General features: G+C 59.8%; 24 protein-coding genes. 15 read left to right on the forward strand and 9 right to left on the reverse strand.

Annotated features, from left to right (window positions below):
* The gene (locus tag LOY38_RS25060) at window positions 1-978 is read right to left on the reverse strand and encodes a MerR family transcriptional regulator (protein ID WP_258697510.1); all 978 of its coding nucleotides are present in this window, start codon (window positions 976-978) and stop codon (window positions 1-3) included.
* 192 nt (window positions 979-1,170) lie between these two features.
* Here LOY38_RS25060 and LOY38_RS25065 point away from each other — a divergent pair, with 192 nt between their 5' ends.
* The 7 genes from LOY38_RS25065 (at window position 1,171) to LOY38_RS25095 (ending at window position 5,720) form a co-directional block, all read left to right on the forward strand.
* On the forward strand, window positions 1,171-1,740 hold the full coding sequence (locus LOY38_RS25065) for an antibiotic biosynthesis monooxygenase (RefSeq protein ID WP_258697511.1): 570 nt from the start codon (window positions 1,171-1,173) through the stop codon (window positions 1,738-1,740).
* 155 nt (window positions 1,741-1,895) lie between these two features.
* Window positions 1,896-2,606: a dihydromonapterin reductase gene (gene folM / locus LOY38_RS25070; protein WP_258697512.1), complete on the forward strand. Its 711-nt coding sequence runs from the start codon at window positions 1,896-1,898 to the stop codon at window positions 2,604-2,606.
* A gap of 22 nt (window positions 2,607-2,628) precedes the next feature.
* Window positions 2,629-3,204, forward strand: coding sequence for a GTP cyclohydrolase I FolE (folE, locus tag LOY38_RS25075; protein WP_258697513.1), 576 nt, complete (start codon window positions 2,629-2,631; stop codon window positions 3,202-3,204).
* 2 nt (window positions 3,205-3,206) lie between these two features.
* Complete coding sequence (folX, locus tag LOY38_RS25080; RefSeq protein WP_258697514.1) at window positions 3,207-3,578, forward strand: dihydroneopterin triphosphate 2'-epimerase; 372 nt, start codon at window positions 3,207-3,209, stop codon at window positions 3,576-3,578.
* 68 nt (window positions 3,579-3,646) lie between these two features.
* Complete coding sequence (locus LOY38_RS25085; RefSeq protein ID WP_018927179.1) at window positions 3,647-3,943, forward strand: DUF1244 domain-containing protein; 297 nt, start codon at window positions 3,647-3,649, stop codon at window positions 3,941-3,943.
* Window positions 3,936-4,274 (forward strand): HopJ type III effector protein, encoded by a 339-nt coding sequence (locus LOY38_RS25090; protein ID WP_258697515.1) that lies wholly within the window; start codon window positions 3,936-3,938, stop codon window positions 4,272-4,274. The genes LOY38_RS25085 and LOY38_RS25090 overlap by 8 nt, the downstream gene beginning before the upstream one ends.
* Window positions 4,275-4,469: 195 nt before the next feature.
* On the forward strand, window positions 4,470-5,720 hold the full coding sequence (locus LOY38_RS25095) for an aspartate aminotransferase family protein (RefSeq protein ID WP_258697516.1): 1,251 nt from the start codon (window positions 4,470-4,472) through the stop codon (window positions 5,718-5,720).
* A 184-nt stretch (window positions 5,721-5,904) separates the two neighbouring features.
* Here LOY38_RS25095 and trxB read toward each other — a convergent pair whose 3' ends face one another.
* On the reverse strand, window positions 5,905-6,861 hold the full coding sequence (gene trxB / locus LOY38_RS25100) for a thioredoxin-disulfide reductase (protein ID WP_258697517.1): 957 nt from the start codon (window positions 6,859-6,861) through the stop codon (window positions 5,905-5,907).
* A gap of 315 nt (window positions 6,862-7,176) precedes the next feature.
* Between trxB and cysZ the strand changes: the two genes are divergently transcribed.
* Together cysZ and LOY38_RS25110 are read left to right on the forward strand one after the other, a co-directional pair.
* Window positions 7,177-7,932: a sulfate transporter CysZ gene (cysZ, locus tag LOY38_RS25105; protein WP_258697518.1), complete on the forward strand. Its 756-nt coding sequence runs from the start codon at window positions 7,177-7,179 to the stop codon at window positions 7,930-7,932.
* Between the two features lie 40 nt (window positions 7,933-7,972).
* Window positions 7,973-9,172: a glycosyltransferase family 1 protein gene (locus LOY38_RS25110; RefSeq protein WP_258697519.1), complete on the forward strand. Its 1,200-nt coding sequence runs from the start codon at window positions 7,973-7,975 to the stop codon at window positions 9,170-9,172.
* A gap of 116 nt (window positions 9,173-9,288) precedes the next feature.
* Here the strand turns inward: LOY38_RS25110 and LOY38_RS25115 are convergent, their stop codons facing one another.
* From LOY38_RS25115 to LOY38_RS25125, 3 genes are all read right to left on the reverse strand, one after another.
* Window positions 9,289-10,392, reverse strand: coding sequence for an NADH:flavin oxidoreductase (locus LOY38_RS25115; RefSeq protein WP_258697520.1), 1,104 nt, complete (start codon window positions 10,390-10,392; stop codon window positions 9,289-9,291).
* Window positions 10,393-10,584: 192 nt separating this feature from the next.
* On the reverse strand, window positions 10,585-11,067 hold the full coding sequence (locus tag LOY38_RS25120; protein ID WP_258697521.1) for a glutathione peroxidase: 483 nt from the start codon (window positions 11,065-11,067) through the stop codon (window positions 10,585-10,587).
* A 124-nt stretch (window positions 11,068-11,191) separates the two neighbouring features.
* Window positions 11,192-11,677 (reverse strand): peptidylprolyl isomerase, encoded by a 486-nt coding sequence (locus LOY38_RS25125; RefSeq protein ID WP_095193885.1) that lies wholly within the window; start codon window positions 11,675-11,677, stop codon window positions 11,192-11,194.
* Here LOY38_RS25125 and LOY38_RS25130 point away from each other — a divergent pair.
* From LOY38_RS25130 to LOY38_RS25140, 3 genes are read left to right on the forward strand one after another with little or no spacing between them, the layout of a single operon-like run.
* On the forward strand, window positions 11,646-11,984 hold the full coding sequence (locus LOY38_RS25130) for a DUF3565 domain-containing protein (protein WP_258697522.1): 339 nt from the start codon (window positions 11,646-11,648) through the stop codon (window positions 11,982-11,984). The genes LOY38_RS25125 and LOY38_RS25130 overlap by 32 nt on opposite strands.
* 49 nt (window positions 11,985-12,033) lie before the next feature.
* Window positions 12,034-14,133: a phosphate acetyltransferase gene (pta, locus tag LOY38_RS25135; protein ID WP_258697523.1), complete on the forward strand. Its 2,100-nt coding sequence runs from the start codon at window positions 12,034-12,036 to the stop codon at window positions 14,131-14,133.
* The gene (locus LOY38_RS25140; RefSeq protein WP_258697524.1) at window positions 14,134-15,042 is read left to right on the forward strand and encodes an acyltransferase; all 909 of its coding nucleotides are present in this window, start codon (window positions 14,134-14,136) and stop codon (window positions 15,040-15,042) included.
* A 181-nt stretch (window positions 15,043-15,223) separates the two neighbouring features.
* On the opposite strand, the gene cysN is transcribed toward LOY38_RS25140, so the two are convergent.
* The 3 genes from cysN to LOY38_RS25155 form a co-directional block, all read right to left on the reverse strand.
* Window positions 15,224-17,122 carry a sulfate adenylyltransferase subunit CysN gene (cysN, locus tag LOY38_RS25145; protein ID WP_258697525.1) on the reverse strand — a complete coding sequence of 633 codons (1,899 nt, stop codon included), beginning with the start codon at window positions 17,120-17,122 and terminating at the stop codon, window positions 15,224-15,226.
* Between the two features lie 9 nt (window positions 17,123-17,131).
* The gene (gene cysD, locus LOY38_RS25150; protein WP_007941268.1) at window positions 17,132-18,049 is read right to left on the reverse strand and encodes a sulfate adenylyltransferase subunit CysD; all 918 of its coding nucleotides are present in this window, start codon (window positions 18,047-18,049) and stop codon (window positions 17,132-17,134) included.
* A gap of 269 nt (window positions 18,050-18,318) precedes the next feature.
* Entirely contained in the window at window positions 18,319-19,077 is a 759-nt protein-coding gene (locus LOY38_RS25155; protein ID WP_007901591.1) for a Nif3-like dinuclear metal center hexameric protein, read from the reverse strand.
* A gap of 102 nt (window positions 19,078-19,179) precedes the next feature.
* Between LOY38_RS25155 and algW the strand changes: the two genes are divergently transcribed.
* The 3 genes from algW (at window position 19,180) to LOY38_RS25170 (ending at window position 23,321) form a co-directional block, all read left to right on the forward strand.
* Window positions 19,180-20,340, forward strand: coding sequence for a Do family serine endopeptidase AlgW (algW, locus tag LOY38_RS25160; protein WP_258697526.1), 1,161 nt, complete (start codon window positions 19,180-19,182; stop codon window positions 20,338-20,340).
* Between the two features lie 132 nt (window positions 20,341-20,472).
* Entirely contained in the window at window positions 20,473-22,578 is a 2,106-nt protein-coding gene (locus LOY38_RS25165; RefSeq protein ID WP_258697527.1) for a TonB-dependent siderophore receptor, read from the forward strand.
* Between the two features lie 14 nt (window positions 22,579-22,592).
* Window positions 22,593-23,321, forward strand: coding sequence for a DUF4198 domain-containing protein (locus tag LOY38_RS25170; RefSeq protein WP_258697528.1), 729 nt, complete (start codon window positions 22,593-22,595; stop codon window positions 23,319-23,321).
* 116 nt (window positions 23,322-23,437) lie between these two features.
* Here LOY38_RS25170 and hisC read toward each other — a convergent pair whose 3' ends face one another.
* A complete protein-coding gene (hisC, locus tag LOY38_RS25175; protein ID WP_258697529.1) occupies window positions 23,438-24,490 on the reverse strand; it encodes a histidinol-phosphate transaminase in 1,053 nt (350 codons plus the stop codon).
* Window positions 24,491-24,492: the final 2 nt, after the last annotated feature.

Consider the following 24,492-nt stretch of genomic DNA (forward strand, 5'->3'; position numbering starts at 1 on the left):
TCAGGTATCCAGATTCCCCGCCAGGAACTGTTTCAGACGCTGGCGCATCAACACTCCCTCGTTTCCCAGGCAACCGATCGACGATCCGGCCAGGCTCTCCTGCGCCAGGTCCGATGCATCCCCGGCCAGCAACACCTGACAATCCAGGCTCATGGCCAGACGGTTCAAACGTCGAGGCAGTTCGGCGGCAGGTGCGTGATTGGAAACCAGCACCAGTGCCTTGGGCTTGATCTTCTCGCAGACCAGGATCAACTCGTCGAAGGGCTGACCGATCGCCAACAGCTGAATAGCCGAATCGACGCTGCTCAGATACAGCGCCGTGACCAGTACATCAAGTTCACGACATTGATCGGCCAGGGTGCAGACAAGCACTCGTCGCGGTTCCATGACACGTACCAGCAGCAAGCGTTGCAACACTCGAGCACGCAGAAAACCATCCAGAAAAAGCCACTCGCTGGCCTGACCGAACGCTTCATGGCGTTGTAGCAGTTGCTTCCAGATCGGAATCAGAATGTCCTGAAACAGCACCGTCAGCGGGTACCTGGAAAAAATCTGACCGTAGACTTGCTCCAGTCGAACTTCGTCAAAAACGCTCACCGCCGCCTTGACCTGCTGCTGCCATTGGTCGCAGTCAGCCTGAGCGAGTTCGTTGGGAGAGGTCTGCACCAGCACCTTGAGCGGTTCGGTCTTGGCCAGTATCTTGCCGACCTTGCTGACTGCGACACCGCGTTCGATCCAGCCAACGATGCTGCGAACCCGCTCGATATCGGTCAACGAATACAAACGATGCCCACTTTCGGTGCGAGTGGGCTGTATCAACCCGTACCGTCGCTCCCATGCTCTTAGTGTGACCGGGTTGACTCCCGTCAAGCGCGCAACCTCACGAATCGGAAACAGCTCTTCTCGAATCAGGGAGGTACTGGTGGGAAAGCTAGGCGCAAGGTTGCTCAGCACAGGCATCTTTGAATCTACATCCATGTATAAATTTGGATATATTATAACTCTCCTGCCGCGACAGCATTCAACACGTTGTTGAAAGAAGCAGGTACTGATGTCCATGACATAATCAGGAATAATCCTTGCTTGTCCCGAGATGCAGCCCACCACCCCGGCGCTGTGTCTGGCGAAGCTCTTATCCGGAGCGACGCGTTAGTAATATGGAGATACACAATGTCTACTTCACCCGTCACGCTGATGGTTGCGCGCCGCGTCGCCGATGGGCGTTATCAGGACCTGATGGCCTGGTTGCGCGAAGGCGAACAACTGGCCACCGACTTCCCCGGTTATCTCGGCTCTGGCGTGCTCGCTCCGCCGCCCGACGATGACGAATTCCAGATTATCTTCCGCTTCGCCAACGAGCAGACCATGCACGCCTGGGAGCATTCCGCGTCGCGTACCGCCTGGTTGGGGCGCGGCAGCGATCTGTTTGCCCATCCCTTGGAGCATCGGGTCAGTGGCATCGATGGCTGGTTTGGTGCGGTCGGCCAACGCCCACCACGCTGGAAACAGGCCGTGGCAATCTGGCTGGCATTCTTCCCGGTGTCCCTGTTGTTCAACTTCGTCCTGGGGCCGCTATTGGCTGAAACGGGTTTGCTGACCCGAGTATTCGTCAGCACCCTGTGCCTGACGCCACTGATGGTTTACTTCTTCATTCCGCTATCGACCCGTCTATTGGCTAACTGGCTGCACAGTACACCGGCACATCCGTTGCCCGCCGAACCCTCAACCGAGCATCACTGATCCCCCTGTGGCAGCGGGCTTGCTCGCGAAGACGGCGGCACAGTCAACATAGATGTCGCCTGACACACCGCTTTCGCGAGCAAGCCCGCTCCCACAATAGGTGTACGCCTCCCGTCGCTGGTATAGTTTTGCTCTAACCGCGACGCGAGCCGTTCATGACCTCTTCCGCAGCCCCAATCCTCATCACCGGTGCCGGCCAGCGTGTCGGCCTGTACTGTGCGCAGCGTTTGCTCGAAGACGGCCATCCGGTAATCTTCAGCTACCGCAGCGAACGCCCCGGCGTAAAGACTCTGCGCGACTTGGGAGCGATTGCGGTGTTCGCGGACTTTTCCAGCGAGGCCGGAATCTTCGCGTTCATCGGCGAACTTAAGAACCACACCGACAGCTTGCGGGCGATTGTCCATAACGCCTCCGAATGGCTGGCCGAAACCCCAGGTGCCGAAGTCGAAGCCTTCACCCGCATGTTCAGCGTGCACATGCTGGCACCCTACCTGATCAACCTGCACTGTGCCGACCTGCTACGGCGTTCAAGCCCCGCCGACATCATCCACATCAGCGATGACGTGACCCGCAAGGGCAGCAGCAAACACATCGGCTACTGCGCCAGCAAAGCCGGGCTCGACAGCCTGACCCTGTCCTTTGCCGCCAAGTTCGCGCCGGGCATCAAGGTCAACGGTATCGCGCCAGCCCTGCTACTGTTCAATCCCGACGACGACGCGGCGTACCGCGCCAGGGTCCTGGCCAAATCCGCACTGGGCATCGAACCGGGCAGCGAAGTGATCTACCAGAGCCTGCGCTATTTGCTCGACAACCCTTATGTCACCGGCACGACCCTGACCGTCAACGGCGGACGGCACGTCAAATAAGCCGCCCCCGCGAGGATGTCCCATGACGTTATCCCTGCCCCGGAACACGCTGTCCCAGAGCTATCGCGAGATCCTCGTCGGCCTCGGTGAAAACCCCGACCGCGAAGGCCTGCTCGATACGCCGGTGCGCGCCGCGAAAGCCATGCAGTACCTGTGTCATGGTTACGAACAGAGTGTCGAAGAGATCGTCAACGGCGCGCTGTTCGCCTCCGACAACGATGAAATGATCATTGTCGACAACATCGAGTTGTACTCACTGTGTGAACATCACATGTTGCCCTTCATCGGCAAGGCGCATGTGGCATATATTCCAACGGGCAAAGTGCTGGGCCTGTCGAAGATTGCGCGGCTTGTGGATATGTTCGCCCGCCGCCTGCAAATCCAGGAAAACCTCACCCGGCAAATCGCCGACGCCGTGCAGCAAGTGACCGACGCCGCCGGTGTCGCGGTGGTCATCGAAGCCCAGCACATGTGCATGATGATGCGCGGCGTCGAGAAACAGAATTCGACCATGAACACCTCGGTGATGCTCGGTGCCTTCCGCGAGTCGAGCAACACCCGTCAGGAGTTCCTGCAATTGATTGGACGGAGCAAGTAGCAATGCCACAACTTCAACCAGGAATGGCACGCATCCGGGTCAAGAACCTGTGTTTGCGAACTTTCATCGGGATCAACGAGGACGAAATCCTCAACAAGCAGGATGTGCTGATCAACCTGACCATCCTGTATGCCGCCCAGGAGGCAGTGCGTGACAACGATATCGATCACGCGTTGAATTACCGCACCATCACCAAGGCGATCATCGCCCACGTGGAGGGCAATCGCTTTGCCTTGCTCGAGCGCCTGACCCAGGAGTTACTGGACCTGATCATGGCCAATGAGTCGGTGCTGTACGCCGAAGTCGAAGTCGACAAGCCCCACGCCCTGCGCTTCGCCGAGTCGGTGTCAATCACCCTGGCCGCAAGCCGCTGACAGCGTCTGGCGCATCGCTCGCCAGGCTTTTATCATCCGCGCCACGATTTGATTGCACAGAGCCCATCATGAACGATCAACAACGCCTGGAACTTGAAGCCGCCGCCTTTCGCCGGCTGGTTGCCCACCTGGACAGCCGCAAGGACGTGCAGAACATCGACCTGATGAACCTCTCGGGTTTCTGCCGCAACTGCCTGTCCAAGTGGTACAAGGCCGCCGCCGACGAACGCCAGATCGACGTCAGCCTCGACGAAGCCCGCGAAGTGGTTTACGGCATGCCGTACGCCGAGTGGAAAGCCCAATACCAGAAAGAAGCCAGCGCCGACCAACAAGCGGCGTTCGCCAAAGGAAAACCCAATGAGTGATTTGAACACCCTGCGCGCCAGCCTCAAGAGCGGCGAGCATGCTTTCGCCGACACCCTGGCGTTCATTGCCGCCGGTTACGACTATCAGCCTCAGTCGTTCAATAACGGCGGCGTGGAAAACGCGGCAGGGCAGAACGAAGGTTCGTGCAAGACCTTGGGCCTGGCATTGCTGGAAGGTCTGAGCAATGAAGAAGCACTGTTGGCGTTCGGCGAGCATTACCGTTCGGTGGTGGCCACACCTGAAGGCAGCGACCACGGCAATATCCGCGCGCTGATTGCCCATGGGTTGGCGGGTGTGAAGTTCGCGCAGCAGCCGCTGACTCGCCGCTAAAAAGCTTTTTGCAGGAGCACGGCTTGCCGGCGAAGGCGATCTCAAGAACGCCATCGCCGGCAAGCCGTGCTCCTACAGGTATTAGCGGCACATCCCGACTTTTAAGATTGACCCGGCAACTTTATTTCGTTTGCCGGGTACCACTGCTCGCGGCTTAGATAAAAAGAAGCATCCCTTCTTCTGAGTCCGGTATCCATGAGCAGCGAAAACATCAGTCGGTCGATCAACATCGTTCATCCCGTCACGCTCAGCCACGGCAAAAATGCCGAGGTCTGGGACACTGACGGCAAACGCTACATCGATTTTGTCGGTGGGATCGGCGTGCTGAACCTCGGCCATTGCCATCCGCGCATCGTCGAGGCCATTCGCGAACAGGCCACCCGCCTGACCCACTACGCGTTCAACGCCGCCCCGCATGTGCCTTACCTCGAACTGATGGATCGCCTCACTGCGTTTATTCCGGTGGACTATCCGGTCAGCGGCATGCTCACCAACAGCGGTGCGGAAGCGGCGGAAAACGCCCTGAAGATCGTCCGTGGCGCCACCGGTCGCACCGCAGTCATCGCCTTCGATGGTGCCTTCCACGGTCGCACGCTCGCCACTCTGAACCTCAACGGCAAAGTCGCGCCCTACAAACAGAAAGTCGGTGTGCTGCCGGGGCCGGTATTTCATCTGCCATTCCCCAGCAAAGACAACGGCGTGACCTGTGCCGAGGCCCTGAAAGCCATGGACCGTCTGTTCAGCGTCGAAATCGACGTTGATGACGTGGCCTGTTTTATCGTCGAACCGGTGCAGGGCGAAGCGGGCTTCCTGGCGATGGACGTGGAGTTTGCCCAGGCGCTGCGACGTTTCTGTGATGACAAAGGCATCCTGCTGATCGCCGATGAAGTCCAGTCCGGCTTCGGCCGTACCGGCCAGCGGTTTGCGTTCTCGCGATTGGGCATTGAGCCGGACCTGATCCTGCTGGGTAAAAGCATTGCCGGCGGCGTGCCGTTGGGTGCGGTTGTCGGGCGCAAGTCGCTGCTCGATAACTTGCCCAAGGGCGGATTGGGCGGCACCTATTCGGGTAACCCCATCGCCTGCGCCGCCGCGTTGGCGACACTGGACGAAATGAGTGATGCACACCTGCACGCCTGGGGCACGCAACAGGAAGAAGCGATTGTCGGCCGTTATGAATCCTGGCGAGCCCGCGAACTGTCACCGTATCTGGGTCGCTTGACCGGCGTCGGTGCAATGCGCGGCATCGAGCTGATCAATGCCGACGGCACACCGGCTTCGGCACAACTGACGCAGCTACTGGCACTGGCGCGAGATTCGGGCTTGCTGCTGATGCCCAGCGGCAAGTCGCGCCACATCATTCGTCTGCTGGCGCCACTGACCACCGAGGCCGCCGTGCTGGAGGAAGGGCTGGATATCCTCGAGGCGTGCCTGAAGAAATTGGCCTGAGCGTTGAAGTCGACGCACATCCTGTGGGAGCGGGCTTGCCCGCGATAGCGATTTATCATTCAACATTAATGTCGCCTGACCCACCGCCATCGCGGGCAAGCCCGCTCCCACAGGTTTACTGCACTTTTCTGAAGGCACAAAAAAACCGGCCGAAGCCGGTTTTTTGCTTTCTACAGAATCAGAATCAAGCGTTCTGCAGATCATCGAGGTAGCGCTCGGCATCCAGTGCCGCCATGCAACCGGCACCGGCCGAGGTAATAGCCTGACGGTAAACGTGGTCAGCCACGTCACCGGCGGCAAAGATACCTTCGACACTGGTGGCGGTGGCGTTGCCATCACGGCCACCCTTCACAACCAGGTAGCCGTCTTTCAACGTCAACTGACCTTCGAACAACGAAGTGTTCGGGGTGTGGCCGATGGCGATGAACACGCCGTCGACTTTCAGCTCGTCGAAGCTGCCGTCGTTGTTCTTCAGGCGAGCACCGGTCACGCCCATGTTGTCGCCCAGCACTTCGTCCAGGGTCGAGTTCAGCTTCAGGATGATCTTGCCTTCGGCAACCCGGGCATTGAGCTTGTCGATCAGGATCTTCTCGGCACGGAAGGTTTCGCGACGGTGGATCAAGGTTACGGTGCTGGCGATGTTGGCCAGATACAGGGCTTCTTCTACAGCAGTGTTACCACCACCCACCACAGCCACTGGCTTGTTGCGATAGAAGAAACCGTCGCAGGTCGCGCAGGCCGACACGCCTTTGCCCATGAACGTTTCTTCCGACGGCAGGCCCAGGTAACGGGCGCTGGCACCGGTGGCGATGATCAGTGCATCGCAGGTGTAAGTCGCGCTGTCGCCAATCAAGGTGTATGGCTTGGCGGCGAAGTCCACGGCATTGATGTGATCGAACACGATCTCGGTTTCAAAGCGCTCGGCGTGCTCTTTCATGCGTTCCATCAGCGCCGGGCCGGTCAGGCCATGGACGTCGCCCGGCCAGTTGTCGACTTCGGTGGTGGTGGTCAGTTGACCGCCCGCCTGCATGCCGGTGATCAGCAGTGGCTTGAGGTTGGCACGGGCGGCATAGACCGCTGCGCTGTAACCGGCAGGGCCGGAACCGAGAATAATCACTCGCGAATGACGAACTTCAGACATGACCTGCTCCTGTTGACCGGCCCGAAACACTGGGCGCGGAACGCCGGATTGCCGGCGGGAATAAAAAAGGACCGTTGAAAGCACTTGGGAAAGGGTTGAGCTCGACAGTCCTGTAAAAAGAATGGGTGCAGCGTATCGAGGGGACGAAGATTAAGGAAATACGGTTTAACAATCCAGCTCATAGGCGGTCTCTATTCCGTTGCAGTGAATGTATAGACGCCTTTGTTACAGTTAATGTCGATGCCGCTACCGCGCTTTCGCCCGTCAGGCAAAGCCGGTAAGGTCGGCGCGTTTTCCTCTTGCTCGGAGCACGTTATGCCCGCCCCTGTTCTGTCCGGCCCGCAATATTTGCGCGAGGGCCTCAAGCTGGTCCTGAGCCCAAGCCTGCGCTTGTTCGTGTTGTTACCGCTGGCGATCAACCTGGTGCTGTTCGTCGGATTGATCTATCTGGCCGGTCATCAGTTCAGCCTGTGGGTCGATACGCTGATGCCGTCCCTGCCCGACTGGCTGAGTTTTCTCAGTTACATCCTCTGGCCACTGTTCGTCGTGCTGGTGGTGCTGATGGTGTTCTTCACCTTCACCATGCTCGCCAACGTCATCGCCGCGCCGTTCAATGGCTTCCTCGCGGAGAAAGTCGAAGTGGTGGTGCGCGGCACCGACGACTTCCCGACCTTCAGCTGGGGCGAACTGATCGCCATGATCCCCCGCACCCTGGCCCGGGAAATGCGCAAACTCGGCTACTTCCTGCCAAGAGCCATCGGGCTGTTCATCCTGTCGTTCATCCCGGTGGTCAACATCATCGCCGCGCCGCTGTGGCTGCTGTTCGGGGTGTGGATGATGGCGATCCAGTACATCGACTACCCGGCGGATAACCACAAACTGGGCTGGAACGAGATGCTCGCCTGGCTGCGCCAGAAGCGCTGGCAGAGCATGAGCTTCGGCGGGATCGTTTATCTGGTGCTGCTGATTCCGGTGGTCAACATCCTGATGATGCCAGCGGCGGTGGCTGGCGCGACGCTGTTTTGGGTGCGTGAGCGTGGCGCGGAACACCTGGTGGCACAGCGCAGTTAATCGCGTCACAAATCCATCATCCCAACGTCACAATGACGACATGGCCTCAGCCGACACTGAGGTCATGACGACAGCTCTGCATATCACTCTGATCACCGAAACCTTCCCACCGGAAATCAACGGCGTGGCCAATACCCTGGGTCGCTTGTTCGATGGTTTGCGCGCACGCGGGCATCAGGTCGAGTTGGTGCGGCCACGTCAGGATTGCGACCCGCTCATAGGCAACAATGATGAGTTGCTGCTGTGTCGGGGCTGGCCGCTGCCGGGTTATCCCGGCCTGCAATGGGGTCAGTCGTCGATGCACAAGCTGCTGCGGCGCTGGAAGCGCCATCGCCCGGATGTGTTGTACATCGCCACCGAAGGACCGCTGGGGTTGTCCGCGTTGCGCGCCGCACGGCGTTTGGGGATTTCGGTGGTCAGTGGCTTTCATACCAACTTCCAGCAGTACTCCAGACAGTACGGCCTGGGACTGCTGACGCGCTTGCTGACCCACTACCTGCGCTGGTTTCACAATCGCTCGACCCTGACCCTGGTGCCCAGCGCCAGCCAGCGACTGGAGCTGGAGCGTCGCAGTTTCGAGCGCCTGGCGTTGCTCTCTCGAGGCGTCGACAGCCAGTTGTTTCATCCGGCCAAACGGCTGAAGCCGCTGCGCGAGCAATGGGGGCTGGCCGAGGATGATATTGCCTTCATCCACGTAGGACGCCTGGCCCAGGAGAAGAATCTTGGCCTGCTCAAGCGCAGTTTCGACACGTTGAAAACTACTTATCCACAGCGGAACATGAAATTGATTGTGGTCGGTGACGGTCCGCTACGAGCGACGCTGGAAAAGGAATTGCCCGAGGCGATTTTTTGCGGCTCACAACGCGGCGAAGCGCTGGCCAATCACTATGCGTCGGGGGATGTGTTTCTGTTTCCGAGCCTGACCGAAACCTTTGGCAATGTAGTGCTTGAGGCATTGGCCTCGGGGCTGGGGGTAGTGGCGTACGATCAGGCGGCAGCAGCCCAGCATATTCGCCATGGCTACAACGGCGTACTGGCCATGCCCGGGGATGAAGAGGCGTTCTGCGATGCGGCGCGTTGGCTGCTGGAGGAGCGCGAAACCTTGCGTTGCGTGCGCCTTAATGCGCGCCAGCATGCGAGCCGTCAGGGCTGGGCGGCGATTATCGAGCAGTTCGAGGGGCAGTTGCGCGGGGCTTGCGTTGGGGAGCAGGTGGTTCCTAATGCTCAGACATTACCCTGAATCTTTGCTGACCTTGAGGCCATCATCGCGGGCGAGCCCGCTCCCACAGGATTTGTGTGTGACGCAGAACACTGTGGGAGCGGGCTTGCCCGCGATGGGGCCCTTCCAGACGCTACTTAAACCAACGTCATCAACGCTTCACGGCTAAACGGCAGGATGTCTTCCTCACGTCCGTCCCGCACTTTCTGCGCCCAGTCCGGGTCCACCAGCAACGCACGGCCTACCGCCACCAGATCGAACTCATCGTTGTTCAAACGCTCCAGCAGTTTTTCCAGGCTGGCCGGTTGTGCGATCTTGTCGGTGTTGACCATGAACTGCAGGAACTCGCCGTCCAGGCCAACGCTGCCCACGGTGATGGTCGGTTTGCCGGTGAGCTTGCGGGTCCAGCCCGCCAGGTTCAGTTCGGAACCGTCGAACTCAGGCTCCCAGAAACGCCGCGTCGAGCAGTGGAAAATGTCCACGCCGGCGTCGGACAACGGCTTGAGGAACTCGCCCAACGCCTCTGGCGTCTGCACCAGGCGGGCGGTGTAGTCCTGCTGCTTCCACTGGGAGAAACGGAAGATGATCGGGAAACCCTCGCCGACCGCTGCACGCACCGCCTCAATCAGTTCGATGGCGAAGCGCGAGCGGTTAGCCAGGCTGCCACCGTATTCGTCGGTACGCTGGTTGCTGCCTTCCCAGAAGAACTGATCCACCAGATAACCGTGAGCACCGTGGATTTCCACGCCGTCCATGCCGATGCTCTGGGCGTCTTCGGCCGCTTGGGCGAACGCGGCGATCACGTCCTGGATGTCCTGGCGGGTCATGCCGTGAACCACCACCTGACCGTCCTTCAATTTATCCGACGGGCCGTAACCCGGCACGCTGGCATCCGGCTCGGTGCCGATGCGCCGCACGCTGCCCACATGCCACAGTTGCGGAACGATCTTGCCGCCTTCGGCATGCACCGCGTCGACGACTTTTTTCCAGCCAGCCAACGCGGCTTCACCGTAGAAATGCGGCACATTCGGGTAGCCGTTGGACGCCTTGTGACCGACGGTGGTGCCTTCGGTGATGATCAGGCCAACCCCGGCGGCGGCACGGCGACGGTAGTATTCGATCACTTTGGAGTTGGGCACACCGCCCGGCGAAAACGAGCGGGTCATCGGCGCCATGACGACACGGGTCGGCAGTTCGAGAGCGCCGAGTTGAAAAGGTTTGAACAGGGCTTTGACGGGCACGGGACGCTCCACGGGACATAGGCTTTATGACGGCGATAATATGGAGAGCAACCAGCCTTGAACAGCACTATTGATTTAAGTGATTAAGGATTAGAAACGAAAAGATCACAGCCTTCGGCAGCTCCTACAGAGGAATGTGAACACCTGTAGGAGCTGCCGAAGGCTGCGATCTTTTGATCTTGATCTTCGCTTTTAACTCAGAGCTTTTTCAATCGCCTGAATCACAGCCGGATCATCCGGCGCCGTACGAGGCGAGAACCGCGCCAATACACGACCGTCCTTGCCCAGCAGGAATTTTTCGAAGTTCCAGGTGATGTCGCCCGGGAATTCCGCCCCCTCGCCCGCCAGCAGACGGTACAGCTGATGACGCTCATGACCGTTGACCTCCAGCTTGCTGGACAACGGAAAGGTCACGCCATAGTTGAGGCTGCAAAACTCCTGGATCTCTTTCTCTGTGCCCGGTTCCTGCCCGGCAAACTGGTTGCACGGCAGGCCCAGCACACTGAAACCCTTGTCCTTGTATTGCTGGTAGAGGTTTTCCAGCGCCGCGTATTGTGGGGTCAAGCCACATTTGGAGGCGACGTTGACCACCAGCACGACGTGCCCTTTGAAGGGCGCCAGAGGTAACTCCTGGCCATCCAAAGTTTTCAATGTAAGGTCGTGAAAAGCACTCATGACGGACTCCAAATTTCCCGTGTTCTTCTCGAAACAGCCACTTGGTCATGTCGCCAAGGACAGCCGCGGACTAAAAAGGCGCCCTCGGGCGCCTCTCCAGTTCTCGAAAGCTTAGCGCAGAAAATCAGTGGTGATGGCCACCTTCGCCATGGACGTGACCATGAGCGATTTCTTCCTGGCTGGCGTCACGGATGGCGACGATCTTGACCTGGAAATTCAGGCGCTGACCGGCCAACGGGTGGTTGCCGTCGACGGTGACATCATCGCCGTCCAGATCGCGAATGGTGACGATCTGCATCTGGCCGTCCGGAGCGGAAGCGTGGAACTGCATGCCCACTTCCAGTTCGTCGACGCCTTCGAACATGCTGCGGCTCAGGGTGCTGACCAGTTCGGCAGCGTATTCGCCGTAGGCATCTTCAGGTTCTACGGCGACAGTCAGTTCTTCACCGACGGCTTTGCCTTCCAGTGCCTTTTCCAGGCCCGGGATGATGTTACCTGCGCCTTGCAGGTAGACCAGCGGCGCGCCGCCGGCGGAGCTGTCGATGACCTCACCAGCGTCGTTGGTCAGGGTATAGTCGATGGAGACAGCCTTATTGGCGGCGATCAGCATGGGGCGAGACCTTTTGCATAAGAATGATGAATGTCCAAGTTTAGCGAAGCAATCGTCCGAAAGCGAACACAACCCGGACAGACGGATTGCGGCGAAAGGCTCGACGGTCACAGGCTTTCATCAGGACGAGGACGGGCACTGGGTGGCCGAGCTTTCCTGCGACCATACCCAACACCTGCGGCACCAGCCACCGTGGCAATCCCGGGCCTGGGTGCTGGACCCTTTGCTGCGCAATGAAAAAATAGGCCAGCCCTTTGATTGCGGTTGGTGCGCACAGGGCTCGGTTAGCGATAACCTTGGCGACTGAATATCGGTAGAGCGCCAGCCATAGGCGTTCACCATTGCAGAGAATCCGCATGCAAACTTTTTTTATCGCGCCCACCGATTTTGGTGTGGGTCTGACCTCCATCAGCCTCGGGCTGGTGCGTACCCTCGAGCGGGCCGGCCTCAAAGTCGGCTTTTTCAAACCGATTGCCCAGCCACACCCGGGTGACACGGGCCCTGAACGCTCCACCGAACTGGTGGCCCGCACTCACGGTTTGAAACCGCCACAGCCGTTGGGCCTGGCCCACGTCGAGCGGATGCTCGGCGACGGTCAGCTGGACGAGTTGCTCGAAGAAATCATCACCCTCTATCAGCAAGCCGCTGTCGGCAAAGATGTGCTGATTGTCGAAGGCATGGTCCCCACCCGCAGCGCCAGCTACGCCGCGCGGGTCAACCTGCATTTGGCCAAGAGCCTCGACGCCGAAGTGATTCTGGTCTCGGCGCCGGAAAACGAAGTGCTGACCGAACTCTCTGGTCGGGTGGAATTGCAGGCGCAATTGTTCGGCGGGCCGAAAGACCCGAAAGTCCTTGGCGTGATCCTCAACAAGGTCAAAACCGACGAGAGCATGGAGGCCTTCGCCTCGCGCCTGAAAGAACATTCGCCATTGCTGCGCAGTGGCGACTTCCGCCTGCTCGGCTGTATCCCGTTTCAACCGGAACTGAACGCCCCTCGCACTCGCGACGTGGCCGATCTGATGGGCGCTCAGGTGCTCAACGCCGGCGACTACGAAACCCGGCGCATGACCAAAATCATCATTTGCGCCCGCACCGTGCGCAACACCGTGGAGCTGCTCAAGCCCGGCGTGCTGGTGGTGACCCCTGGCGATCGCGACGACATCATCCTCGCGGTCAGCCTCGCGGCAATGAACGGCGTGCCCCTGGCCGGCCTGTTGCTGACCAGCGACACCCTGCCAGACCCGCGCATCATGGACCTGTGCCGTGGCGCCTTGCAGGCCGGTTTGCCGGTGTTGTCGGTCAGCACCGGTTCCTACGAAACCGCCAACCAGTTGAACGGTTTGAACAAGGAAATCCCGATCGACGACCGCGAACGTGCAGAGATCATCACCGATTTCGTCGCCAGCCACCTCGACGCCAACTGGCTGCACCAGCGCTGCGGCACGCCACGGGAAATGCGCCTGTCGCCAGCGGTGTTCCGCTATCAACTGATCCAGCGCGCCCAGTCCGCCAACAAGCGCATCGTGTTGCCTGAAGGCAGCGAGCCGTTGACCGTACAAGCCGCCGCGATCTGCCAGGCACGGGGCATTGCCCGTTGCGTGTTGCTGGCCAAACCGGCGGACGTCGAAGCCGTGGCCCGCGCCCAAGGCATCGAGTTGCCGCCGGGGCTGGAAATCCTCGACCCGGACCTGATCCGCGAGCGTTACGTAGAGCCAATGGTCGCCCTGCGCAAAAGCAAAAGCCTCAATGCACCCATGGCCGAGCAGCAACTGGAAGACACCGTGGTGATCGGCACCATGATGCTGGCGCTGGATGAAGTCGACGGGCTGGTGTCCGGGGTCATTCACTCCACCGCCAACACCATCCGCCCGGCCCTGCAACTGATCAAGACCGCGCCGGGCTGCACCCTGGTGTCGTCGGTATTTTTCATGCTGTTTCCGGAAGAAGTGCTGGTTTACGGCGACTGCGTGATGAACCCGCACCCGAGCGCCAGCGAACTGGCCGAGATCGCGTTGCAAAGCGCCGATTCGGCAGCGGCGTTCGGCATCACTCCGCGGGTGGCGATGATCAGCTACTCCAGCGGTGAATCGGCCAGCGGCGAAGAAGTCGAGAAGGTTCGCGAGGCCACCTTGCTCGCCCACGAACAGCAAAACGCTCTGTTGATCGACGGCCCGTTGCAGTACGACGCCGCCGCCAACGAAACCGTGGCCCGGCAACTGGCGCCGAACAGTCAGGTGGCCGGTCGTGCCACGGTGTTCGTGTTCCCCGACCTGAACACCGGCAACACCACCCACAAAGCCGTGCAGCGCAGCGCCGACTGCGTCAGCCTCGGGCCGATGCTGCAAGGCCTGCGCAAACCGGTGAACGACCTGCCGCGTGGCGCGCAAGTCGACGACATCGTCTACACCATCGCGTTGACCGCGATCCAGGCTGCCAACCGACCTATGGATGTTTAAATGCTGGATTTTCTACCTGCCCCCGTGCGCGGCGTGATCGCCTCGCTGCTGTTGGCGCTGAACACGATTGCCTGCTGCACCCCGCTGTTCGTGGTGGCGATCTTCAAACTGCTGCTGCCCTTCCCCGCCGCCCAGCGTCTCACCAACTGGCTGATGGGCCATATCCACGAAACCTGGATCAGCAACAACAAAGCCTGGATGGACTTGCTCGGGCACACGCGCTGGCAACTCAGCGGGCTGGAAGGTCTGGACTATCAGCACTCGTACCTGATCACCAGCAACCACCAGAGCTGGGTCGACATCATGGTGTTGCAGTACGTGCTCAACCGTCGCATCCGCCCGCTGAAGTTCTTTCTCAAACAGGAACTGATCTGGGTCCCGGTGATTGGTCTGGCGTGGTGGGCGCTCGGTTTTCCGTTCATGAAGCGTTACTCCAAGGCCTATCTGGAAAAGCACCCGGAGAAGAAAGGCAAAGACCTGGAAACCACCCGCAAGACCTGCGACAAGTTCCGCAATAACCCGGTGGGGATTTTCAACTTCGTCGAAGGCACGCGCTTCACCGAGGGCAAACACGTACAGCAGAGCTCACCGTTCCGCTACCTGCTCAAGCCGAAAGCGGGCGGCATTGCGTTCGTGCTGGATGCCATGGGGGACCAGCTGGAAGGCATCATCAACGTGACCATCCACTACCCGGCGGGGCGCCCGGGTTACTGGGATTTGCTCTGCGGTAATGTAAAAGACGTGGTGGTGCACTTTCAGGAGCTGAAGATTCCACCGCAGTTCATCGGCAAGAACTACGACCAGGATGGGGTGTATCGCCTGGAGTTTCAGGGCTGGATCAATCAGCTGTGGAATGACAAGGATGCGCTGCTGGGGCAGATGCACCGTGAGCACACCGCCAAGGTTTGAGGCGCTTGTACCGGCCTCTTCGCGGGCAAGCCCGCTCCCACAGTGGTTCTCTGTGAAACGCAAATTCTGTATCCGCTAAAGATCCCTGTGGGAGCGGGCTTGCCCGCGATGGCGATCTCAAGGACACAAAAAAACCCGCAGACGATCACTCATCTGCGGGTTTTTTATTTGCAGCTAACGCTTAGATCGCACCACGCTTACGCAGCAGATCCAGCACTTGCTTGACGCTTTCTTCCAGCGACAGCGACTGGGTGTCGATCACCAGATCGGCATTCAGCGGCACGTCGTACGGGAAGGATTCGCCCGGGATGTTATCGCCACCCGCCGCGTACAGACCTTGCGGATCACGCTCGGCACAGACCGTCGGAGAGGCCTGGACGTAAACCGTCAGCAGACGCTCCTTGCCGATCAGCTCCCTGGCCTGCTCACGACCTTCGGCACTCGGGGCAACAAACGCCGCCAGTGTCAGCAAACCGGCTTCGTTGAACTGACGCGCAACGTGCGCCGCACGACGCCAGTTTTCGGTACGCCCGGCGCGATCATTTGGCAGACCTTTGTTCAGGTCATGACGCAGGTTCTGGCCATCGAGCACAAACACCGCACGGCCCAGGTCGAACAGCTTGCGTTCAACCGCGTAGGCCAGGGTGCTTTTGCCAGCACCGGACAGGCCGCTGAACAACACAGTGGCCGGTTGCTGGCCGAAGCGCTGAGCGCGTTCTTCGGTGGCCACGTGCGCCAGTTTGCCGTGGTGGGTGCTGCTGCCATGGCTCAACGGCTGGGCGATGATCATGCCGGCCGCGACCGTGCCGTTGGTCAGTCGATCGATGACGATGAACGAACCAGTGGTGCGGTTGCTGTCGTAACCGTCCAGCGCGATAGCCGCGTCGAGGCTGATCTTGACCCGACCGATCTCGTTCAGTTGCAGCGAGCTGGCTGGCCCTTCGGCCAAGGTGTTCACGTCCACGCGATTAACGATGCTGGTGATCGAACCCGGCACGTAAGTCGTGGCACGCTTGATGTCGTATTTCTTGCCCGGCAGCATCGGCTCTTCGGCCATCCACACCAGCATGGCGTCGAAGGCGTCAGTCACTTGCGGCTTGTTGTCGGCGTGCACCAGCAAGTCGCCGCGGGAGATGTCGATCTCGTCTTCCATGGTCAGCGTCACCGCTTGACCAGGGCCTGCATGCTCCAGCTCACCTTCGAAGGTGACAATGGATTTCACGCGGCTGCTCTTGCCCGACGGCAGCACAACGACTTCGTCGCCCTTGTGCACGATGCCGCTGGCCAGGGTGCCGGCGAAACCACGGAAGTTCAGGTTCGGACGGTTGACGTACTGCACCGGGAAACGCAGGTCGGTGTAGTTGCGGTCGCTGGCGATTTCGACGGTTTCGAGGATTTCCATCAGCGACTGGCCGGTGTACCACGGCGAGCGCTCGGACTTGTTCACCACGTTGTCGCCCTTGAGCGCGGACATCGGCACGAACGCCATGGTGCTCGGCTTGAACGCGATGCCTTCGGCGAACTTCAGGTAATCGGCCTTGATCGACTCGAACACGCTTTCGTCGAAGCCGTTGAGGTCCATCTTGTTGATGGCGACCACGATGTGCTTGATGCCCAGCAACGAGGCGATAAAGCTGTGGCGACGGGTCTGGGTCTGCACGCCGTAACGGGCGTCGACCAGGATGATCGCCAGGTCACAGGTGGACGCACCGGTGGCCATGTTGCGGGTGTACTGCTCATGGCCGGGGGTATCGGCGATGATGAATTTGCGCTTGGCGGTAGAGAAATAGCGGTAGGCGACATCGATGGTGATGCCCTGCTCACGCTCGGCCTGCAAGCCGTCGACCAGCAACGCCAGGTCGATGTCTTCGCCGGTGGTGCCGACTTTTTTCGAGTCGCGGGTAATGGCTTCCAGGTGATCTTCGTAGATCATTTTGGAGTCGTGCAGCAGGCGCCCGATCAGGGTGCTCTTGCCGTCGTCGACGTTGCCACAAGTCAGAAAGCGCAGCATTTCCTTGCGTTCGTGCTGGCCCAGGTAGGCGAGGATGTCCTCGCTGATCAAATCAGATGCGTGCGACATGACAACCCCTTAGAAATAACCCTGACGTTTCTTTTCTTCCATGGAACCGGCGCCATCGTGATCGATGACTCGGCCCTGGCGTTCGGAAGTTCGCGTCAGGAGCATTTCCTGAATGATGTCGGTCAGGCTGGTGGCCTCGGACTCGACAGCACCGGTCAACGGGTAGTCGCCCAGTGTACGGAAACGGACCTTTTTCTTGACGATGCGCGCCTTGTCTTCGTCGCTCAGGTGATTGAGCAGGCGCTCGTCGTCGATCATGATCCAGGTGCCGTTCATCTCGATGACATCACGCTCGGCAGCGAAATACAGCGGCACGATCGGGATGCCTTCGAGGTAGATGTACTGCCAGATGTCCAGCTCGGTCCAGTTCGACAACGGGAATACGCGGATCGATTCGCCCTTGTTGACCTTGCCGTTGTAGACGTTCCACAGCTCCGGGCGCTGGTTTTTCGGGTCCCAGCGGTGCTTGCTGTCACGGAAGGAATACACGCGCTCTTTGGCCCGGGACTTCTCTTCGTCGCGACGGGCGCCACCGAATGCGGCATCGAAGCCATACTTGTCGAGGGCCTGTTTGAGGCCTTCGGTCTTCATGATGTCGGTGTGCTTGGCACTGCCGTGGGTGAGCGGGTTGATACCCTGCGCAACACCCTCGGGGTTGACGTGTACCAGCAGGTCCAGGCCGAGCTCTTCGACCATGCGGTCGCGGAACGCGTACATTTCCTTGAACTTCCACTGGGTGTCGACGTGCATCACCGGAAACGGAAGTTTGCCCGGGAAGAATGCCTTGCGCGCAAGATGCAGCATTACGGCGGAGTCTTTACCGACGGAGTACAGCATCACCGGGTTATCGAACTCGGCGGCGACCTCGCGGATGATGTGGATGCTTTCGGCCTCCAGCTGTTTCAGATGCGTCAGTTTGTCGACCATGGCTACTCACGAAAACGATCTTATGGACGGCCTTCGGGCCGTGTTCGAGCGGGGAATCCTAGCACAGCGCCCCCTTCTAATCAGGACGGCGGCTAGATCGAAAGAGTATATGAATATACCTGCCCGTTCGGGTGTATGAGCACCTGTGGGAGCGAGCCTGCTCGCGATAGCGGTGTGTCAGTGACATGAATGTCGAATGTGACGCAGCCATCGCGAGCAGGCTCGCTCCCACAGTTGAATTGCGGTGTTAAGTGAAAATCTGTACAGCATCAAATAGGGTTCGGGCAATCGATGAAGATGTGCTCGAGGGCAAAACGTCGCGCCAGGTAATCGCCCAACGCCTGCACACCGTAACGCTCGGTGGCATGGTGGCCGGCGGCGATGAAGCTGATGTCGTTTTCCCGGGCGCTGTGGAACGTCTGCTCGGAGGCTTCGCCGCTGAGGTACAGATCGACGCCAGCCAACACTGCCTGATCAATGTAACCCTGGCCGCCACCGGTGCACCAGCCGACCCGACGAATCATCTCGCTGCCTTCGATCAGCAACGGCTCGCGCCCCATGACTTCCTGCACGCGGCGGGCGAAATCGCGGGGGGTCATCGGTTCGCTCAACGAGCCGACCAGCCCGACGACTTTCAGATTGTCCGGATCCAGCGGGCCTTCGACGGTGATGTCCAGTTGCCGGGCAAGCTGCACGTTGTTCCCGACTTCCGGGTGCAGGTCCAGCGGCAAGTGATAAGACAGCAGACTGATGTCGTGCTTGAGCAGGGTTTTCAACCGGCGCTGCTTCATGCCGGTGATGCACGGGTTCTCGCCTTTCCAGAAATAGCCGTGATGCACCAGCACCAGATCGGCCTGGGCCTCGACCGCGGCGTCCAGCAGCGCCTGGCTGGCGGTGACACCGCTGACGATGCGCATCACTTGCGGCCGGCCTTCGACCTGCAAGCCGTTGGGGCAGTAATCGGCGATCTTCGCACTTGCCAGGTAACGGTCGGCTTCTTCGACCAGGGTGCTCAGGGCGACGGCCATAAAAGACTCCTAAATATCCCGTTCAGAGGCACGCGCGGCCTCGTATAATGCGCCACATTATGGGCGGTCTCATACCGCCTGCAACCTCTCAGGACGTGCTTAATGCTCAAGGCGCTGCGTTTTTCCGGCTGGCCGCTGTTGGCCGGCGTGCTTGTCGCTCTACTGATTATTCAGCGTTACCCGCAGTGGGTCGGGCTGCCAAGCCTCGACGTCAATCTGCAACAAGCCCCGCAAACCATCGGCCTGCAACAGGGCCCGGTGTCCTACGCCGACGCAGTGACCACGGCCGCGCCGTCGGTGGTCAACCTGTACACCACCAAAGTGGTCAACAAACCCAGCCATCCGCTGTTCGAAGATCCGCAGTTCCGCCGCTTCTTCGGCGACAACTCGCCCAAGCAGAAGCGCATGGAGTCGAGCCTCGGTTCGGGCGTGATCATGAGCCCGGAAGGTTACCTGCTGACCAACAACCACGTGACCAGCGGTGCCGACCAGATCGTGGTGGCACTCAAGGATGGCCGTGAAACCCTGGCCAGGGTCATCGGCAGCGACCCGGAAACCGACCTCGCGGTGTTGAAGATCGACCTGAAAAACCTGCCGTCGATCACCGTCGGCCGCTCCGACAACCTGCGCATCGGCGATGTGGCCCTGGCCATCGGCAATCCGTTCGGCGTCGGCCAGACCGTGACCATGGGCATCATCAGTGCCACGGGGCGCAATCAGTTGGGCCTGAACAACTACGAAGACTTCATCCAGACTGACGCCGCGATCAACCCCGGCAACTCCGGCGGGGCGCTGGTGGATGCCAATGGCAACCTGACCGGGATCAACACGGCGATCTTCTCCAAGTCCGGCGGTTCTCAGGGCATCGGCTTCGCGATCCCGGTCAAACTGGCGATGGAAGTGATGAAGTCGATCATCGAACACGGCCAGGTGATTCGTGGCTGGCTCGGCATCGAAGTGCAACCGTTGAGTCAGGAGCTGGCGGAGTCGTTTGGCCTGTCGGGACGCCCGGGGATTGTGGTCGCGGGGATTTTTCGTGATGGCCCGGCGCAGAAGGCTGGCCTGCAACTGGGCGACGTGATCCTCAGCATTGATGGCGAACCGGCTGGCGATGGTCGCAAGTCAATGAACCAGGTTGCGCGAATCAAGCCGACCGACAAGGTCACGATTCAAGTCATGCGCAACGGCAAAGAGCTCAAGCTCACGGCAGAAATCGGCCTGCGCCCGCCTCCCGCGCCAGTCAAGGAAAAAGAAGAAGAGTAAGCCCGTAGGCGCTGCCGAAGGCTGCGATCTTTTTACGCCTTCAGCAGCCCTATAACGCCCGAACTGTTAACAGCATACATTCTCATTAAGCATGTTATATTGTTTCAATATCACTATTGGGAACAACATAACATGTCGTCTCGAACAATGGCTTCCCTGGCCGGTTTGGCCCTCGGTCTGCTGGGGGATCCAGTCTTCGCCGAAGAACCCCAAACCGTTGAACTGGACGCCATCAGCGTCACCTCCGATTACGAGTCCTCCACCGGCCCGGTCAAGGGCTATCGTGCAACACGCTCTTCCAGCGCGACCAAAACCGACACCGCCCTTCGCGACATCCCGCAATCGATCAGCGTGATTCCCGTCAGCGTGCTCAAGGACCTGGGCAGCACCCATGTCGAGCGCGCGCTGGATTTTGCCGGCGGTGTGTCGAAGCAGAACAACTTCGGCGGCCTGACGCTCTACGAATACAGCGTACGCGGCTTCACCACCTCGGAGTTCTACAAGGACGGCTTCAGCGCCAACCGCGGCTATCCAAGTACGCCGGACGTGGCCAACATCGAACGCATCGAAGTGCTCAAAGGCCCGGCCGCCAGCCTCTATGGGCGCGGCGATCCGGGCGGTACGGTGAACATCGTCACCAAGAAACCCCAGCCCGAGGCATTCACCACGCTGCAAACCAGTGCTGGCAGTTGGGATCGTTATCGCACCGCCGTGGACGTCAACACACCGCTGGATGATGCCGGCAACGTTCTGTCCCGGGTGAACCTGGCTGTCGAGGACAACCACAGCTTTCGCGATCACGTCGACAGCCAGCGCGTGTTCGTTGCACCTTCGTTCAGCTGGCAGCTGAACCCGGACACCAGCCTGTTGGTCGAGAGCGAGTTCGTCCGCCACAGCTCGACATTCGATCGTGGCATCGTCGCGCCAGACAATAAGTGGAGCGGCGTCTCCCGCTCGACCTTCCTCGGCGAACCCAACGACGGCAACATCGACAACCACAACAACCTGCTGCAAGCCGCGCTCGAACATCAGCTCGACGACAGCTGGAAGCTGCGCCTGGCCAGCCATTACAAGGAAGGCAAGCTCTGGGGCTTCGCTTCCGAAAATCGTCCATTGAACGCCGACGGCCACACCCTCAACCGCCGCTACCGCGAGCGCGATACCAACTGGCATGACAGCATTACGCAACTCGAACTGCGCGGCCTGTTCGACATCGGCAGCTGGCAACACGAACTGCTGATCGGCAGCGAGTACGAGAATTTCCGCAAGAACGAACGGGTCACGACCATTGCCGGCGGCCCCTACGCCATCGATATCTATCAGCCGATCTACGGCCAGCCGAAACCCAATGGCGTGCGCTCGGGGAGCGACTTCTTCGAGCATGTCGAAAGTCAGGCGCTGAATCTTCAAGACCAGATCGTTTTCACCGACAAACTGCGCGGCATGCTCGGTGTGCGCTTTGAACATTTCGAACAAAGCATCGACGATCACAGCCGCAATGCGACCAGCCGCCAGCGCCACGATGCGCTGACTCAACGGGCTGGCCTGCTCTACCAACTGACGCCCGAAGTGGGGTTGTTCGCCAACGCTTCCACCTCGTTCAAACCGAACAATGGCCTGGATGCCGCCGGCAAATCCTTCGATCCGGAAGAAGGCGTCGGCTATGAAGTCGGGATCAAGAGCGAGCTGTTCGACGATCGCTTGAGCAGCACCCTCGCCGTCTTCCATATCGACAAGGAAAACGTCCTGGCCCTCGACCCGGGCACCGACTCCAGCCGTGCCATGGGCAAGGCCCGCAGCCAGGGCGTCGACCTGCAAGTCACCGGGCAAGTGACCGACGCCGTGCGAGTGATCGGTGCCTTCGCTTACATCGACGCCGAAGTCACCCAAGGTGACAAAGTCATTCCCACCGGCAGCCGGATTCTCGGCGTGGCTAAGCGCAGCGGCAGCTTGCTGGGGGTTTATGAATTTCAGGATGGTCATTTGCGCGGCTCGGACCTCGGCGCCGCGTTCACCTATGTCGGCGATCGCTCGGGGGAAGCCGGCAGCGATTTCGAACTGCCGGCCTACCACACCGTCGACCTGCTGGCCCATTACAAGGCCAGCGAAAACGTCACCGTGGGCCTGAACCTGAACAACCTTTTCGACGAGAAATACTTCGAGCGCTCCTACAGCAACTACTGGGTCAACCCCGGCGAGCCGCGCAATTTCACCGTCAGCCTGACACTCAACCTGTAAAAGGAAAAATCACCATGCAACAAGCTAAATCACTGGTTCTGCTGGGGCTGCTCGGCACGATGTTTGCGACTCACGTCGCGGCCCATGGCCTGTGGACAGAACAACGTCGCGGCAATATCGAAGCCATCTATGGTGATGGCGCCGAGGACGACGCCTTCAACGCGCAGAAAATCAGCGGTGCCTGGGCCTATGACGTCAACGGCAAAATGATCCCGGTGAGCGTGCAGCGCCTGGCCGACCACGCCCGCCTGCAACCGTTGAAACCACCGGCAGTGATGGCCGTGGCGCTGAACAACGGCATGTGGTCGCAGACCGCCGACAAAAAGTGGATCAACGAAGGGCGCAGCAAGGTGCCGGGGGCCATTGAGTCGACCCATACCTTCAAATACAGCCTGGCGATTTACCAGCCGGGGGCGAAGCTGCCGAAGCTCGATCAGATGAAATTGCTGATTCTGCCGGAGGTCGATCCGCTGACCGTTGGGCCGGGTAAGTCGTTGCCGGTTCGAGTGCTATTGGACGGTAAGCCGGCGGCGGGTGTAAAGCTGGTGGGCGACTATCGCAGCGCGCCCAATACCTTGAGCACAGAGACCGACGCAGAGGGTCGGGCGCAAGTATTGGTGCGTAATGAGGGGTTGAATGTGATTGCGGCGCAGATAGAAGTGCAGCTCAAGGACAATCCGGATGTGGCGACGCGCGGGCTCTTCAGCTCGTTGACGTTCCTGGGCGAACCGCATCACGAGTAACCCACAAAACCTTGTGGGAGCGAGCCTGCTCGCGATAGCGGTTTTGCATTCAACATCAATGCTGAATGTTATGGCCTCATCGCGAGCAGGCTCGCTCCAACAGGATCGGGGAAGCCTTACAGGTCGCCGAGGCCGTCGATCAGTGCCTGGTTCTGCTCCGGTGCGCCAATGGAGATCCGCAGGAACTGGGCAATCCGCTCCTGCTTGAAGTGCCGAACGATCACGCCCTGTTCACGCAACTTCGCCGCCAGCCCTGCCGCATCGTGCTTCGGGTGACGGGCGAAAATGAAGTTCGCCGCCGACGGCAACACCTCAAACCCCTTCGCTTCCAACTGCGCGACCACCTGCTCGCGACTCTCGATGACCAACCGGCAGGTCTTGTCGAAATACTCGCGATCTTCGAACGCCGCCGCAGCCCCGACAATCGCCAGGCGATCCAGCGGGTAGGAGTTGAAGCTGTTCTTGATCCGCTCCAGCGCCTCGATCAGGTCCGGGTGCCCCACCGCCAGGCCAACCCGCAGGCCCGCCAGCGAACGGGACTTGGACAGGGTCTGAGTCACCAACAGGTTCGGATAACGGTCCACCAGCGTGATCGCCGTTTCGCCACCGAAATCGATGTAAGCCTCATCCACCACGACCACTGAATCCGGGCTGGCCTTGAGGATTTGCTCGACAGCGTCCAGCGCCAGCAGGCAACCGGTCGGTGCGTTCGGGTTAGGGAAAATGATCCCGCCATTCGGCTTGGCGTAGTCCGCCGGGTTGATCTGGAACTGCTCGTCCAGCGGCACCGCGTCGAACGCAATGCCGTACAGCCCGCAGTAAACCGGATAGAAGCTGTAGCTGATGTCCGGGAACAGCAGTGGTTTATCGTGTTGCAGCAAACCGTGAAAGATGTGCGCCAGGACTTCATCGGAACCGTTGCCGAGGAACACCTGATTGCTTTGCACGCCGTAGTATTTGGCAACGGCTTGTTTGAGCACGTCGCTGTTCGGGTCCGGGTACAGACGCAGGTTGTCGTTCAGCTCGGTTTGCATCGCCGCCAAGGCTTTAGGCGATGGGCCGTACGGATTTTCGTTGGTGTTGAGTTTCACCAGTTTCGCCAGTTTCGGCTGCTCGCCCGGCACGTAAGGCACCAGATTCTTGACGAACGGGCTCCAGAATTTACTCATGT

The sequence above is a fragment of the Pseudomonas sp. B21-015 genome, assembly GCF_024749285.1.
In the GTDB taxonomy this organism is placed as follows: Bacteria; Pseudomonadota; Gammaproteobacteria; order Pseudomonadales; family Pseudomonadaceae; genus Aquipseudomonas.

Coding starts and splice junctions, on each gene's coding strand:
- LOY38_RS25060 (WP_258697510.1), bottom strand. CDS start 978: ATGGATGTAGATTCAAAGATGCCTGTGCTGAGCAACCTTGCGCCTAGC.
- LOY38_RS25065 (WP_258697511.1), top strand. CDS start 1,171: ATGTCTACTTCACCCGTCACGCTGATGGTTGCGCGCCGCGTCGCCGAT.
- folM (WP_258697512.1), top strand. CDS start 1,896: ATGACCTCTTCCGCAGCCCCAATCCTCATCACCGGTGCCGGCCAGCGT.
- folE (WP_258697513.1), top strand. CDS start 2,629: ATGACGTTATCCCTGCCCCGGAACACGCTGTCCCAGAGCTATCGCGAG.
- folX (WP_258697514.1), top strand. CDS start 3,207: ATGCCACAACTTCAACCAGGAATGGCACGCATCCGGGTCAAGAACCTG.
- LOY38_RS25085 (WP_018927179.1), top strand. CDS start 3,647: ATGAACGATCAACAACGCCTGGAACTTGAAGCCGCCGCCTTTCGCCGG.
- LOY38_RS25090 (WP_258697515.1), top strand. CDS start 3,936: ATGAGTGATTTGAACACCCTGCGCGCCAGCCTCAAGAGCGGCGAGCAT.
- LOY38_RS25095 (WP_258697516.1), top strand. CDS start 4,470: ATGAGCAGCGAAAACATCAGTCGGTCGATCAACATCGTTCATCCCGTC.
- trxB (WP_258697517.1), bottom strand. CDS start 6,861: ATGTCTGAAGTTCGTCATTCGCGAGTGATTATTCTCGGTTCCGGCCCT.
- cysZ (WP_258697518.1), top strand. CDS start 7,177: ATGCCCGCCCCTGTTCTGTCCGGCCCGCAATATTTGCGCGAGGGCCTC.
- LOY38_RS25110 (WP_258697519.1), top strand. CDS start 7,973: ATGGCCTCAGCCGACACTGAGGTCATGACGACAGCTCTGCATATCACT.
- LOY38_RS25120 (WP_258697521.1), bottom strand. CDS start 11,067: ATGAGTGCTTTTCACGACCTTACATTGAAAACTTTGGATGGCCAGGAG.
- LOY38_RS25130 (WP_258697522.1), top strand. CDS start 11,646: ATGGAGACAGCCTTATTGGCGGCGATCAGCATGGGGCGAGACCTTTTG.
- LOY38_RS25125 (WP_095193885.1), bottom strand. CDS start 11,677: ATGCTGATCGCCGCCAATAAGGCTGTCTCCATCGACTATACCCTGACC.
- pta (WP_258697523.1), top strand. CDS start 12,034: ATGCAAACTTTTTTTATCGCGCCCACCGATTTTGGTGTGGGTCTGACC.
- LOY38_RS25140 (WP_258697524.1), top strand. CDS start 14,134: ATGCTGGATTTTCTACCTGCCCCCGTGCGCGGCGTGATCGCCTCGCTG.
- cysN (WP_258697525.1), bottom strand. CDS start 17,122: ATGTCGCACGCATCTGATTTGATCAGCGAGGACATCCTCGCCTACCTG.
- cysD (WP_007941268.1), bottom strand. CDS start 18,049: ATGGTCGACAAACTGACGCATCTGAAACAGCTGGAGGCCGAAAGCATC.
- LOY38_RS25155 (WP_007901591.1), bottom strand. CDS start 19,077: ATGGCCGTCGCCCTGAGCACCCTGGTCGAAGAAGCCGACCGTTACCTG.
- algW (WP_258697526.1), top strand. CDS start 19,180: ATGCTCAAGGCGCTGCGTTTTTCCGGCTGGCCGCTGTTGGCCGGCGTG.
- LOY38_RS25165 (WP_258697527.1), top strand. CDS start 20,473: ATGTCGTCTCGAACAATGGCTTCCCTGGCCGGTTTGGCCCTCGGTCTG.
- LOY38_RS25170 (WP_258697528.1), top strand. CDS start 22,593: ATGCAACAAGCTAAATCACTGGTTCTGCTGGGGCTGCTCGGCACGATG.
- hisC (WP_258697529.1), bottom strand. CDS start 24,490: ATGAGTAAATTCTGGAGCCCGTTCGTCAAGAATCTGGTGCCTTACGTG.